The sequence below is a fragment of the Nonomuraea sp. NPDC026600 genome, from assembly GCF_040638335.1.
In the GTDB taxonomy this organism is placed as follows: Bacteria; Actinomycetota; Actinomycetes; order Streptosporangiales; family Streptosporangiaceae; genus Nonomuraea.
The window spans coordinates 522,164-536,013 of record NZ_JBEZYD010000001.1 but is presented as its reverse complement, the minus strand read 5'-3'; the positions used below and the strand labels follow the sequence as shown (position 1 = coordinate 536,013).

12 protein-coding genes are annotated in these 13,850 nt (G+C 70.5%); 8 read left to right on the top strand and 4 right to left on the bottom strand.

Going from position 1 to position 13,850, the window contains the following annotated elements; translation table 11 throughout:
• Positions 1-61 precede the first annotated feature (61 nt).
• The 4 genes from tuf to AB0F17_RS02435 all read right to left on the bottom strand — a co-directional run bounded on the left by tuf (position 62) and on the right by AB0F17_RS02435 (position 5,298).
• A complete protein-coding gene (gene tuf, locus AB0F17_RS02450) occupies positions 62-1,246 on the bottom strand; it encodes an elongation factor Tu (protein WP_358014913.1) in 1,185 nt (394 codons plus the stop codon).
• Positions 1,247-1,486: 240 nt separating this feature from the next.
• On the bottom strand, positions 1,487-3,295 hold the full coding sequence (locus tag AB0F17_RS02445; RefSeq protein ID WP_358014909.1) for a DUF2264 domain-containing protein: 1,809 nt from the start codon (positions 3,293-3,295) through the stop codon (positions 1,487-1,489).
• Between the two features lie 168 nt (positions 3,296-3,463).
• Entirely contained in the window at positions 3,464-4,492 is a 1,029-nt protein-coding gene (locus AB0F17_RS02440; protein WP_358014906.1) for a LacI family DNA-binding transcriptional regulator, read from the bottom strand.
• Between the two features lie 29 nt (positions 4,493-4,521).
• The gene (locus AB0F17_RS02435; protein WP_358014903.1) at positions 4,522-5,298 is read right to left on the bottom strand and encodes a TIM barrel protein; all 777 of its coding nucleotides are present in this window, start codon (positions 5,296-5,298) and stop codon (positions 4,522-4,524) included.
• A gap of 293 nt (positions 5,299-5,591) precedes the next feature.
• Between AB0F17_RS02435 and AB0F17_RS02430 the strand changes: the two genes are divergently transcribed.
• From AB0F17_RS02430 to AB0F17_RS02395, 8 genes are all read left to right on the top strand, one after another.
• Complete coding sequence (locus AB0F17_RS02430) at positions 5,592-7,046, top strand: extracellular solute-binding protein (RefSeq protein ID WP_358014900.1); 1,455 nt, start codon at positions 5,592-5,594, stop codon at positions 7,044-7,046.
• Between the two features lie 91 nt (positions 7,047-7,137).
• Complete coding sequence (locus AB0F17_RS02425) at positions 7,138-8,142, top strand: sugar ABC transporter permease (RefSeq protein ID WP_358014897.1); 1,005 nt, start codon at positions 7,138-7,140, stop codon at positions 8,140-8,142.
• On the top strand, positions 8,142-9,026 hold the full coding sequence (locus AB0F17_RS02420; RefSeq protein ID WP_358014894.1) for a carbohydrate ABC transporter permease: 885 nt from the start codon (positions 8,142-8,144) through the stop codon (positions 9,024-9,026). Before AB0F17_RS02425 ends, AB0F17_RS02420 begins: the two co-directional genes overlap by 1 nt.
• A gap of 2 nt (positions 9,027-9,028) precedes the next feature.
• Positions 9,029-10,183, top strand: a complete 1,155-nt coding sequence (locus AB0F17_RS02415; RefSeq protein ID WP_358014891.1) for a hypothetical protein — start codon at positions 9,029-9,031, stop codon at positions 10,181-10,183.
• Positions 10,177-11,163: a hydroxyacid dehydrogenase gene (locus AB0F17_RS02410; RefSeq protein ID WP_358014888.1), complete on the top strand. Its 987-nt coding sequence runs from the start codon at positions 10,177-10,179 to the stop codon at positions 11,161-11,163. The genes AB0F17_RS02415 and AB0F17_RS02410 overlap by 7 nt, the downstream gene beginning before the upstream one ends.
• The gene (locus AB0F17_RS02405) at positions 11,160-12,128 is read left to right on the top strand and encodes a D-2-hydroxyacid dehydrogenase (RefSeq protein ID WP_358014885.1); all 969 of its coding nucleotides are present in this window, start codon (positions 11,160-11,162) and stop codon (positions 12,126-12,128) included. Before AB0F17_RS02410 ends, AB0F17_RS02405 begins: the two co-directional genes overlap by 4 nt.
• 15 nt (positions 12,129-12,143) lie before the next feature.
• On the top strand, positions 12,144-13,271 hold the full coding sequence (locus tag AB0F17_RS02400) for an enolase C-terminal domain-like protein (protein WP_358014882.1): 1,128 nt from the start codon (positions 12,144-12,146) through the stop codon (positions 13,269-13,271).
• A 1-nt stretch (position 13,272) separates the two neighbouring features.
• Entirely contained in the window at positions 13,273-13,842 is a 570-nt protein-coding gene (locus tag AB0F17_RS02395) for a hypothetical protein (RefSeq protein ID WP_358014879.1), read from the top strand.
• The last annotated feature ends 8 nt before the right edge of the window (positions 13,843-13,850 follow it).

The following is a 13,850-nucleotide window of genomic DNA, read 5'->3' as shown; positions in this document are numbered from 1 at the left end:
AGATGGCCTGCCCACAGCGACTGTGGGCAGGCCACAAAGAGCGGCTACCTCGCGACCGGCGTCAAGCGGGTACGTCGAGTACCGTGCCCGCGCCGACCGTCAGGCCGCCCTCGCGGATCGCGAAGCCGAGGCCCGGCTCCAGAGCGACGGCCTTGCCCAGCTCGACCCGCACCTCGACCGTGTCGCCCGGCTGGGCGGGGTCGTCCAGGACCAGCTCGCCGGGTACGTCGGTGGTGCGCAGGTAGAACTGCGGCCGGTAACCGGACGCGACCGGCCGGCGCCGGCCGCCCTCCTCGGGCGTGAGGAGGTAGATCCGGGCCGTGAACGACCGGCGGGCCCGCTGGCTGCCGGGCGCGGCCAGCACCATGCCCCGCCGCACCTGGTCGCGGCGGACACCGCGCAGCAGTACGGCGGCGTTGTCACCCGCCTCACCCCGCTCCATCGTCTTGCCGAACGTCTCCACCCCGGTCACCACCGCGGTGAACCCGACATCAGTCCCGGGGGCGTCGTCGAACCCGACGACGCCCACCGAGTCGCCCACGCGGACCGTGCCGCGCTCGATGGCGCCCGTGACGACCGTGCCCCGGCCGGTGACCGTGAGCACGTTCTCCACCGGCATCAGGAACGGCGCGTCCACGTATCGCACCGGCACCGGGATGTGGTCGTCGACCGCCTGGAGCAGCGCGCCGATCGACGCCGTCCATTCGGGGTCGCCGTCCAGCGCCCGCAGCCCGGAGACCCGGACCATCGGGACGTCCCGGTAGCCGTGCTCGGCGAGCAGGTCGTGCAGCTCCAGTTCGACCAGGTCGGTCAGCTCCGGGTCGGCGCCGTCGGCCTTGTTGACCGCGACGACCAGGTGCTCGACGCCGACGCGCCGGGCGAGCAGCACGTGCTCCCTGGTCTGCGGCATGATGCCGTCCTGGGCGGACACGACGAGGATCGCGCCGTCGAGCTGCGCCGCCCCCGTGATCATGTTCTTCACGTAGTCGGCGTGGCCCGGCATGTCCACGTGGGCGTAGTGCCTGGTGTCGGTCTCGTACTCGACATGCGAGATGTTGATCGTGATGCCGCGCACGGCCTCCTCGGGCGTGCGGTCGATCCGCTCGAACGGCGTGTACGTCGCCTGGCCCCGCTGCGCGAGCACCTTGGTGATCGCGGCGGTCAGCGTGGTCTTGCCGTGGTCGACGTGGCCCATCGTGCCGATGTTGAGATGCGGCTTGCTGCGGACATAGGCCTGCTTGGCCATGATGTTCTTCCTCTTGAAGTCCTGGATGTGCTGTGACCCGCACGGGCCGACTACCTCCCCCCGCCGGGTCACCACAGGACTTACGGGAAGAGGTCAGCGCTCCAGGCCGTCGCAGGCACGCTCGAACGCGCCCGCGTTGGCGGGCGTCGCGAGGTGATCGTGCCTGAACATGAGGAACATAGTGGGACCCTCAGCGCCGCCACGCAACGCAATATTCCCGGATCCTTTCGGCAGCCGGCCTCATGGTGTGGGCGCCGGGCTGAGCATGGGCTCGATGGAATCCCACGCGGGAGGCTCCGGCCACCCGTCTTCGTCCGCCGAAGCCGAGCCCGCTCCCTCCAGGCCGATGACCGCGCAGACCAGCAGGTGTTCGCCGGGCGGCAGGTCGCCCCTCAGCGTGGGGATCGTGGTGCGCGGGGCGAACACATTGGTGCCGGGCAGGGCCACGACCAGCTCCCCCTCCCGCCGGCCGTGCAGGTCCTCGATCGCGCACAGGCCGTGCGGCGAGTCGAGCCTGGCCCGGCCGGGACCGGTGTCGACCCGGGTGGGCGGCGAATCCCGGTCGACCGCGAAGGCGCCCTCGGCCGTGCGCAGCGCCCGCCCGGTTCTGATCCGGTGCACCCGCACGTGCCACGGGGGCAGCGCCACCAGCCAGGTCTCGATCTCCACGTCGTCCCAGGGAGTCCAGCGCGCGTACAGGACACCGTCCGAGGCGGAGACGTCGTACGGCAGCTCGCACGGCCTCCAGTGCTCGCCGTCCTCGCTGAGCGCCAGCGTGCTGTCGAAGGCCCCCTGCTCCAGCTTCAGCGTCCCGGCCGGCACGCTGAAGCCGAACCGCGTGGAGTAGGCGAACTTGGCGTACTTGGCCGCGCCGTGCCGTGCCCACGGGGCGTGCTGCCCCGCGCTCAGCATCACCACGTGCCGCCCCTCCTCGCAGCGCAGCAGCGCCACGCCCGCCTCCGGCTGGGTGCTGACCTCGGGCAGCGGGGGAGCGTCGGCCTCCTTGGCGGCCCAGAACGGGTGCTCCGCGGGCAGGGCGAGCGGCAGGAACGCCTTCATGGCCCAGTACGGCGAGCCGGGCGCGTTGTACTGCTCGGCCATGTGCGGCTGGGGGTAGCCGTAACCGATGGTGAGCAGCCCGGAGGCATCGCGGATGGGCCGGTGGGACCACCAGCGCAGGTTCCGCAGCAGGTGTCCCTTGGTCACCTCCCAGGGCAGCGCCTCGACCCCGGCGAAGGCCAGCGCCCCCCAGAACGCCGACTGTGCGAAGCGGTAGGTCAGGCTCCTGCCGAACGGGACGGCGACCCCCTCGCTGGTGAACCAGTGCTGGAAGTCCTGGGCGAACGCCGCCGCCCGCTCGCGGAAGCGCTCGGCCCTGGCCGGGTCGTCGCCCAGCGCCGCGTAGATGAGGCCGTAGTAGTGCATGGCGAACGGGATGTAGTAGTCGCGCTGCCACTTGGGCCCGTCGGAGTACCACCCGCGTCCGAGGTCGAACTGCTCCAGCCGGTCGAGCCTGGCCCTGTTGGCGTCGTGGTCGTGGGAGACCCCGACGCGGTCGAGCCCGAGGCCCACCATGACCGGGAAGAACAGCCAGTTGTTGTCGTTCGGCTCAACAGTGACCGCGTGCCGCAGCCAGGCGGCCACCGTGTCGCGTTGCCGGCCGGTCAGCGGGTCCCAGATCTGCTCGGGGGCCAGGGCGAGCGCCAGGCCGAGGGCGGCGGTCTCGACCAGCCGCTGGTTCCGGTCGAAGGCCGCGCCCCAGTAGTCGGGGTGTTCGGGGTCGGTCCCGGCGGCGAGGCCGGCGCTCCAGAGCTCCCAGTGATCGAACGCCCCGCCGCCGGCCGCCAGCGGCGCCAGCCCCCACAGCGGGCGTGCAAACGCTTCCAGCTCGGCGGCCGCCGGGTCGTAGTGCGCCGTGCTGAACCCCAGCCGCAGCCGCCCCCTGCCCGGGCTGAACCGGGAGATCAACGGCGCTACCAGGTCCAGGACCTGATGCCGCAGGTCGTCTCGGTCGCTGCCAGGCTGTCCTGCGCGGTGGTCGGTGTCCACAGGCTAGCTCCTCTGCTGGGAAAGCGCTTTCACAGACAGGGTTGCCGCCGCCGCCCTCGATTGTCAACAGCCCGGCTGTCCGGCCGCGGAATGTGCGACCGTACGGTCACCCGGCCAGATCCCGCACGACCGTACGGTCACCCGGCCCGGTTTCGCCTGGCCGTACGGTCACCCGGCCGGTTCCCGCGTCACGCGGGGCGGCGCGGTGCTGTCGCGGACGTGCAGTTCCATCGGCAGGTACACCGGCTCCCCGTCGTGCCGCTCGGTCATGAGGGTCTCCAGCATCTCGGCCGCCTGCCTGCCGAGCTGTCCCCGGGGTGTCGACACCGTGGTCAGGCCCGTGTGCGCCACGTGATCCAGCGCGATGTCGTCGAACCCGACCACCGACAGCTCCTCGGGAACCCGCACCCCGAGCTCGCGCATCCGGGTCACCGCCCCCAGAGCCACCAGGTCGTTGTAGGCGGTGAGCGCGGTGGCGCCGGTGCCGGCCACCTCGGCGGCGGCCGCGTACCCGCAGCTGCTGGTGGACCCGCACGGCAGGATCGTGACGGAGAGGCCGAACGCCTTGGCCGCCTCCAGCGCCCTGATCCGCTCGGCGTTGGCCCAGGACGCCTCGGGCCCGCTCAGGTAGGCGACCTGGCGGTGGCCCAGTTGTGCCAGGTGGCCGCAGATCAGCATCATCCCGCCGAAGAAGTCGGCGGAGACCGCGGGCGCGGCCAGGCCGGGGACTATCCGGTCGAGCAGGACGAGCGGGTGGTCCCGGGCGGTCAGGACGACCAGGTCGGCGCGCTCCATGCGGGGGGAGCAGAGCAGCACCCCGTCGCAACTGCGCATCAGGTCCTCGACCAGGTCGTGCTCGATCGAGGGGTCCTCGTCCGACTCCATGACCATGACCCGTCGCCCGTGGGAGTGGGCGACGGCCGAGACGGCCTTGAGCACCTCGGGAAAGTAGGGGTTGGCCAGGTCGGGGACCAGTACGCCGATGGTGCCCCACTCCCCGCGGGCCAGCCCCTGCGCCGCGGCGTTGGGCCGGTAGCCCAGTTGCCTGACCGCGTCGTGGACGCGCGCCGCCAGCGAGGGGTCGACCTTGGCCGTGCCGTTGAGCACGCGGGAGACCGTCGAGGCCGACACCCCCGCCGCCGCCCCGACGTCGCTGATCGTCACCCGGGCCGGGCGACCCTGCCGCAGACTGCGCACCCGCTCCTCCTAGCCCCGTGGCATGCCCGTCAGCCGAGCAGCCCGCGCAAATGATCCAGATCTCTCCGTACGGCCGCCACCGGGTCGGCCGCCGGGTAGTGGACGTGCAGCGACAGCAGCCCGGTGTAGTCGCGTGCGCGCAACCCAGAGATGATCTCCGGCCAGCGGACCACGCCCCCGTCCGCGAACGGTTGCCACTCGCACACCCAGCCGTCCGCGGTGGATCGCCAGACGGCGTTCTTCACTCCCATGCAGGCCATCCGATCGCCCAGCAGATCGAAGTTGAGCGCCCATGCCTCGCTGCCCTCCTTGACCTGATTGCCGGGGTCGGCGTAGACGCGCACGTCGTCGCGGTCGCCCGCGAGTGCGAGGGCGAGCGCGGCGGATGGGTGGATCGTACCCTGATGCAGTTGGAGCGCCAGCCGCACGCCGTGCCGGGCGGCGAGGTCGGCCAGGCGGGCCAGCGCGGCCTTGGACTCCTCCAGCCCCCGGCCATACCCGACGGCGGGGTCGTAGCGGTAGAAACCCGTCCGCACGAGGGGGACGCCGCTCTCGCCGCAGGCCGCGATGATCTGTTCGGCGTCGGCGCCGGTGTCGAGCAGGTCGGTGGTGACGATGTCGAGGGTGAGCCCGCGGCGCTCGAGCTCCTTGGCGACGACGGCGATGCCGTCGGGGTCGGCGGGGCCGACCGTCTGCCCGTCGCGCACGAGGAGGTCCGCCCCCTCGGCGCCGACCGAGGCCACGGCCTCGGCCAGCCGGGCAGCGTCGATGGAGCCGAAGGGCTTGGTGAAGGCGAGCAGACGCACACGTACTCCCAAAATCAGAAAGCGCTTGTTGAACTTCTTCCAAGGCGCCGACCCCTTCGCGGCCTCCCCGATGCGATGCGGCTGAGAAATGCCTGGATAACCCGCATGCGTCGGGCGTCGGTTGGCCATGGAGGCTGTCGGTCGGCAGATCCTCACAGCCGAGCATCGACCTGAAACCGCTTTCTCACAAGCCTTGAATCCGGTAATGAGGCGGGCTACCCTCGGACCCACCCTCGGGTAAGCGCTTACCCGCCGCCCGTGCACCCCTGACCTCCGCCTCCTTTGGAGGGTCCATGAATTCTCATCGGCGTTGGACCGCCGCGATGATCGCCGTATCCATGGCGTCACTGCTCGTGACGGCGTGCGGCACCTCGAGCAACGGAAGCGGAGGTGGTTCGCAGACCAAGCTCCAGATCTGGGACTTCTCCGCCGAACAGGTGAACTTCCACAAGGACATCGCCAAGCAGTTCACCAAGGAACATCCCGACATCACGATCGAGTGGCGCTCGATCACCCAGGCCGACTACATGCAGACCCTGCCGCTGGCCTTCCAGAGCAACCAGGCGCCGGACATGTTCTACTGGAACGCGACCGGGCTGTCCCAGCTGCTTGACCAGAAGTGGATCCGCCCGCTCAACCCGAGCGGGACCGTCCCAGCCGACTTCACCAAGCGCTGGCCGGACGGGTCCTTCCTGGAAGGCATCAACGTGCAGGACGGGAAGACGTACGGTTTCCCGTTCTCGGAGAACCTGTACTGGGGCCCCGGCTACATGTTCCTCAACAAGCAGGTCTTCCAGGAGGCCGGGCTGGACATCAACAACCCGCCCAAGACCTGGACCGACCTCAAGAACACCTGCGCGCAGATCAAGGCCAAGACCAAGGCGCAGTGCATCGGCGCCCCCACCAAGGGCGTGGACATGCAGCGGCCCTGGTTCGGGCTGATCGGCAGCGTCTCGACGGACGAGTTCTTCGACTACAAGACGGGCAAGTTCGATCTGACCGAGCCCGGGCAGGTCAAGACCTTCGCCTTCCTCCAGGAACTCAAGAAGGCCGGGTACCTGGCGCCGGGCACCAACGACAAGAACTTCTCCCGCCAGCAGTTCGCCGCCGGGCAGTCCGGCATCTTCTTCGACGGCACCTGGGTGCCGAGCGTGTGGGCCAGCCAGGGCTTCAGCAGCGACAAGTACGTGGTGGCGCCGCGGGTCAACCCGGACGAGGGGCCGACCGGCGCGGCCGGCCGTAAGTACGACGGCAACAAGTACTGGGTCAGCTCGCAGACCAAGCATCCCGACGCCATGTGGACGTTCGTCCAGTGGATGACCGACCCCAACGGCTACTTCGTCAAGCAGTACTACAAGAGCGCCTTCGGCACGCTGGCCTACGTCGACAACCAGAAGATGGTCACCGACCCGGCGCTCAAGCAGATCATGCAGATCGGCGGGCAGCCGGGCTACCGGGTCCAGCTTCCCGTGCCCCTGCTCAAGTGCCCCGACATCGCCAAGTCCAAGGCGTACGTCAACGCGCTGGCCAAGAACCCCGACGGGGAGTGGGCGGCCATGGGTGAGGCGCTGAACAGCGGCCAGTCGCTGGCGACCGTGGGCGCCGACATCGTCAAGCAGCGGCAGGCCGCCCTCGAGGAAGGGCTCAAACAGGAGGCGGCCAGCGGTCTGAAGGTGTCGATGGACTGCTACACCTTCGCCGACTGGGACTACATGAAGGACTACACCTCCGACAAGTACCGCAACTGACCGGACGGCGCCGCCGGCCGCGCGAACCGGCGGCGCCCCCTTCTCCTTTTCGTGAAGCTCCTATTCGTGAAGCTCCCTCGTGAGGACATCCATGACAACCACCGCTCCCGCCCCCGGCAGGGAGAGGGTGACGGACAGGGACCGGTCGCCCGCCAAGCGTGCGCCCGAGCGCGTCGATCACTCCCGCGAGCGCGTCCGCGGCCTCGACAGGGTCTGGCTGATCGTCTTCCTGGCCCCCTTTCTCCTGCTCTACCTCGGCTTCACCATCTGGCCGCTGGTCGCGACCATCTACTACTCCTTCTTCGACTGGTCGGGCATCGGCCCGATCGACCAGTTCGTCGGGGCCGGCAACTACGGCTCGATCCTGGTCGATCCGCTGTTCTGGCTCTCGGTGGTCAACACCCTGGTCTTCGCTCTGCTGACGACCGTCATCAAGCTGCCGATCTCGCTGCTGGCGGCGATCCTGCTCACCCGCAAGTGGCTGCGCGCCAAGCGGTTCTTCCGGACCATGTTCTTCGCGCCGCTCATCATCCCCGTCGCCATGGCGGGCCTGGTCTTCACGTACCTGCTCAACCCGTCCAACGGCGCGCTGAACGCGATCCTGCGCGACCTCGGGCTGGTCGACGAGGGGTTCGACGTGTTCGCCAACCGGTGGAGCGCGCTGCTCGTGCTGGTGCTCGTCTCCGTCTGGCAGATCTTCGGCCAGTACATGATCTACTGGATCGCGGCGCTGCAGAACGTGCCGGAGGAGGTCTACGAGGCGGCCGCCATCGACGGCGCGAGCGAGTGGAAGAAGCTCACCCGCATCACGCTGCCGATGATCAGGCCGGTCGCGGTGATCATCACCCTGCTCGGCCTGGTGAACGCCATGCACGTCTTCGGCCTGGTCGTCACGCTCACCGCGGGCGGGCCCGGCACCAGCACCTACATGGTGTCCTACTTCATCTACCAGAACGCCTTCGGCACGGTGCCGTTCGCCTACGGCTACGCCTCGGCCGCGGCGCTGCTGTTCTCCGTCATCGCCTTCGTCCTGGTCTCCGCCCAGGGTGTCGCGGTCCGCCGGGCCCAGCGGCTCAGGAAGGAGTACGGCGTCTGATGGCGACGATCACCAAGCCGATCACCAACCCCGCCAAGCCCACCAAGCCCACTGGGCGCAGCCAGGCCGTGCGGGCCAACCTCATCGCCCTGCCGATCCTGCTGGTCGTCGGGCTCGTGTGGGTCTATCCCTTCCTGTGGACGATCTCGGCCGCGTTCAAGACCCAGGCCGGGATGTTCACCAGCGGCGCGAGCCTCGTGCCCGACCAGTGGAACTTCGACAACTTCGTCCGGGCCTGGGTCAACGCCGGGTTCTCCGGATACTTCGTCAACACGGTGCTCTACTCGGCCGCCTCGACCCTCGTCGAGCTGATCAAGGCCGCTCTGTGCGGCTACGTGCTGGCCAGGTACGAGTTCCCCGGCCGCACCCTGCTCTACCGGATGATCGTGGGGACGCTGTTCATCCCGGTCGCCTCGATCATCGTCCCGCAGTTCGTGCTGATCGAGCAGCTCGGCCTGCTGAACACCCGGGCCGGGGTCATCCTGGCCATGTCCGGCGGCGCCGGCGCCCTGTACGTGCTGCTGTTCGTCGGGTTCTTCTCCAGCGTCCCGACCGATCTGTTCGAGGCGGCCAAGCTCGACGGGGCCGGCTTCCTCAAGACGTTCCGCCTCATTCTCCCGCTGGCCAAACCGGTCATCGCGGTGGTGGTCATCTTCCAGTTCATCAGTAGCTGGAACGAGTTCAACATCCCGCTGGTGTTCACGCTCGGCCAGCCCGACCTGCAGAACCTCGCCGTCGGGATGCTGTCCTTCCAGGGCGAGCACGCCACCGACTGGACCGGGTTCGCCGCCGGGATGACGATCTCGTTCCTGCCGATGCTGATGATCTTCCTTTTCTTCCAGAACTACTTCACGCGCGGCCTGGCCGGCGCCACCAAGGGGTGACATTGAGGCACGGCGTGTTCGCCTATACCTGGGACATCGTGGGCGACCCGGCGGGGGCCGAGCGCATCGCCGATCTCGGCGTGAGCACGGTGACCCTGCAAGCCGCCTACCACTCGGTCCGGGCCACCACCCCGTGGCATCCGCGCCACCGCATCGTGCGGGCCGACCACGCGGCGGCCTACTTCCGGCTGCGCCCCGAGCGCTGGCGCGGGCGGCTTCGGCCGCACCCGCCGAGCTGGGGGGTGCCCGACGAGGACAGGTTCGGCACGGCGCTGGCCGCGCTGGCCGGGGCCGGGCTGCGGGCCGAGGCCTGGCTGGTGCTCACGCACTCCACGGTGCTGGGCCGCGAAGCGCCCGACCTGACCGTCACGAACGCCTACGGCGAGACCTTCCCCCACGCGCTCTGCCCCGCCCAGCCCGCCGTGCACGACTACGCGCTCACCCTCGTGCGCGAGGTCTGCGAGCAGTACGACGTGCCCGCGCTGATGCTGGAGGCGTGCGGCTGGCTGGGCATGGAGCACGCCGGCCACCACGAGAAGACCTCCGGCGCCTACCTGTCGGCCTGCGGCAGGGCGCTGCTGTCCCTCTGCCTCTGCCCGGCCTGCCGGACCGGGCTGGCCGGGCGCGGCCTGGACGTCGAGGAGCTGGCGCGCGACGTGCGCGCCGCCGTGGACGGAGAGCTCCAGCAGGGCGTCCCGGCCGGGACGAGCCTGGACGAAGCACTCGGCCGCGAGCGCGCCCAAGCCCTCTACGATCACCGCGGCCAGGTCATCGCCGACCTGGTCCGCGCCGTGGCGGCGCTGGCCGGCGGCCGCGAACTGCTGCTCATGGCCACCGACGACCCGCAGGTCACCGGCCCCGACGTGGGGATCGACCTGTCCGGCTTCGACGCGCCGGTCGACGCGTACGTGCTCAAGTGCTGGGGCCAGGAAGAGGCGGCCCTGGCCCAGATGAAGGCCGCGGCGAGCCGCACCGGAACCCCCCTCGTCGCCAACCTCACCGTGCTGGAAGACGGCCACGCCCGGACCCCGGTCCTGGCCGCCGACCTCATCGCCGCGGGCGCGCGGCAGCTACGTTACTACCACGCCGGGCTCGGCTCACCAGCCCGCCTGGCCAGCGTGCGAGCGGCGGCTCGCTTGAAGGAGAAGCAATGTTGAACGGCCTGTATGTGATGGACCCGAACCGTTTTGACGACGTCTACGGCCCGGAGGCCCGGGCCGCGATCGAGCGGCACCTGGCCATCGACTCGCCTCTGCTCACCCGCGACCGGCTCACTCCTGACGTGCTGGCCGGCCTGGAGGTGCTGGTGACCGGGTGGGGGGCGCCCAAGCTGGACGCCGAGTTCCTTGCCGCCGCGCCCAAACTGTCGCTGGTGCTGTACGGGGCGGGCTCCATCAAGCCGATGGTCACCCCGGAGATGTGGGCCACGGGAGTGCGCGTCACCTCGGCGGCCGCCGCCAACGCCGAGCCGGTCGCCGAGTTCGTTCTCTCGCAGATCCTTTACGCGCTCAAGCACGGCTGGCGCTACGTGCTGGCCGCGCGCGCCGCCGCCGCCTCCGCTCCGCGCGGACCCGAGATCGGGGCCTACGGCGCGACGGTCGGCCTGGTCTCGCTCGGCGCCACGGGCCGGGCCACGGCGCGGCTGCTCGCCCACCACCGCCTCGACGTACAGGCCTACGATCCGTACGCCGACCCGGCACAGGCCAAGGAACTCGGCGTGCGTCTCGTCGGCCTGGCGGAGCTGTTCGCCACATCCGACGTGGTCAGCCTGCACTCGCCGCTCACCCCTGAGACCGAGCGCCTGGTCGGCACCGAGCTGCTGGAGTCGATGAAGCACGACGCCACACTGATCAACTCGGCGCGCGGCGGCCTCGTCGACGAGGCCGCGCTCGTGGACGTGCTGAGCCGGCGGACCGACCTGTTCGCCGTCCTCGACGTCACCGACCCGGAACCGCCCGTCGCCGGGTCGCCGCTGTTCACGATGCCCAACATCGTCGTCACCCCGCACGTGGCGGGCAGCCTGGGTCACGAGCGGCGCCGCCACGGGCAGACCATGGCCGAAGAGCTCGCCCGCTACGTCGCGGGGGAGCCGCTGCTGTACGAGATCAGCGAGTCCGGCCTGGCGAGAAGGGCGTGAGCACCACCCTGGTGCTGCTCCCGCCGCATGATCCGGCCACCGACGGCTGGCCGGATCGGCTGGGGGAGGCGGTGCCGGAGCTCGTCGTGCTCCGGCCGCGGACCCGCGAGGAGGCGGCGCACGCGCTGGCGGAGGCCGACGCCGCCTACGGCACCCTGCCCGCGGACCTGCTGGCGCACGCCGGGCGGCTGCGCTGGCTGCAGGTCCCGCAGGCCGCGCCGCCTCCGGGGTTCTACCATCCGGCCCTCGTCGCGCACCCCGTGCGGGTCACCAACATGCGTGACACCTACACCGATCACGTGGCCGCGCACACGCTGGCGCTGGTGCTCGCGCTGGCCAGGGGCCTGCCCAGGTACGTCCGCGAACAGGCCCGCGCGCGCTGGGCACCCGACTGGGACCCCGGCGCCGTGCTCCCCCTGAGCGAGGCGACCGCCCTGGTGGTGGGGGTGGGCGCGGTCGGGGCCGAGGTCGGCAGGCTGCTGGCGGCGTTCGGCACCAGGGTCGTGGGCGTGGACGCCCGGCGCGGCGGCCCCGTGCCGGGCTACGCCGAGGTACTGCCGGCCGACGCCCTCGACCGGCTGCTTCCCGAGGCGGACCTGGTCATCCTGACGATCCCGCACACCCCCGCCACCGAGGGCCTGCTGGACGCGCGGAGGCTGGCACTGGCCAAGCCCGGCGCGTACATCGTCAACATCGGCCGCGGGCCCACCGTCCGGCTCGACGACCTCGCCGCCGCCCTGTCCGCGGGGCACCTGGCCGGCGCGGCCCTGGACGTCTTCGAGACCGAACCGCTTCCCGCCGATCACCCGCTCTGGCGGCGTCCCGACGTGCTCATCACCCCGCACGTGGGCGGCGTGGGGCCGCACGCCGACGAGCGACGCTTCGCCGTACTGCTGGAGAACGCCCGGCGCTTCGTGAGCGGGCGAGAACTGATCAATCTGGTCGACAAATCCGAATGGTACTGAAGGGGTTCGTGCCACGTGAACCGGATAGCACACGTCGAGACCTTCACCGTGGGCCTGCCCTCGCTGCGCGACTTCGCCGTCGCGGGCGGGTCCGTCGTCCAGGGCGGCCGCCCGGCAGTCAGAGTCCTGGTGAAGGTCACGGCCGACGACGGCGCCACCGGGTGGGGCGAGGCCACCCCGATCCCCTCCTGGACGTACGAGACCACCGAGTCCATCGTCTCCACCATCGAGGGCTACCTGGCCCCGGCGGCCGTCGGCCGCCCGCTGTGGGACCTGGACGGGCTCTGCCGCACCTTCGACCGCACCATCAGCAAGGGCTTCTCGATCGGCATGCCGCTGGCGCGCGCGGCGGTCGACGTGGCCTGCCACGACGCCTTCGCCCGCAGCGTGGGCCTGTCCCTCGGTGAGCTGTGGGGCCGGCGCAGGCGCGACACCATCGAGCTGGCCTGGATCGTGGCGGGTGCGTCGGCGTCCGAGGCCGCGGACTCGGTGGCCGAGGGCCGTGCGCACGGCTATCGCCACGTCAAGGTCAAGCTCGGCCTGCACACCGAGGACGAGGACGTGGCCATCGTGGCCGCGGTGCGCGCCGCCGCCCCCGATGCCATTCTCTGGGTGGACGCCAACCAGGGTTACACGGCCGCCGCCGCGCTCCGGGTGGCCAGGCGCCTGGCCGACCTGGACGTCGCCGTCTTCGAGCAGCCGCTTCCGTCCAACGACATCGTCGGCCTGCGCCGCCTGCGTGACGCCAGCCCCATCCCGGTGGCCGTGGACGAGAGCCTGCGCCACCCGAGCGACCTGGCGACGTTCGTCCGGCTCGACGCCATCGACATCGCCGTCGCCAAGGTGCAACGCTGCGGCGGGCTGACCCTGGCGCTGCGCCAGTGTCAGCTCGCAGAGGACAGCGGCCTGGCGATCATGGGCTCCGGCCTCACCGAGTCCGACATCGGGCTGGCCGCCTCACTCCACCTGTTCGCCGCGTTCGGCGTGGACACGCCCGTGGACCTCAACGGCCGGCAGTTCATCACCAGCCCTTACGCCACGGATCCGGTCATCACCATCGCCGACGGCGTCGCCCACGTGCCCACCGGCCCCGGCCTGGGGATCGGCGTGGACGAGGAGGTGGTCCGCGCGCTCGCTCTTTGACGTGCGCCACGCCCAGCGCTACGACACGCCGGGCACCGGGATGTTCGTGTCCGAGGTCTTGGAGCCGACCGTCGGCCGCCTCGCCGAGCTCGCGGGCGACGGACAGGCACTCGAGTTCGCGATCGGAATCGTCGGCGACATGGCGACCGCCGTCGCCCCGGGGAAGTACACGCTCGTCTACTTGGTCTTCAACACGATCTCCAACCTGCTCACCCAGGCCGAGCAGGTTGCGTGCTTCCGCAACGTCGCCCGCCACCTCACACCGGGCGGCCGGTTCGTGATCGAGCTCTGGGTGCCCGAATTGCGCAAGCTGCCACCGGGTCAGCAGGCCACGGTCTACCACTGCGAGCCCGGCTACATCGGCCTGGACACCTACGATGTTCTGCGCCAGCACGTCGTCTCGCACCACTTCAGGTTCGATGACAGCAGACGGGCTGAGCTGTTCCGCAGCCTGGGCCGGAGCCGACTTCACCGCCGAATCGCGTTCCCACGTGTCCGTCTACCGCATCCCACCGGACCACTAGCTTCACCCGACGCCCGAAGTGCCGTCAAGGGACCTTGCCCGTGGTGACCAGGCAA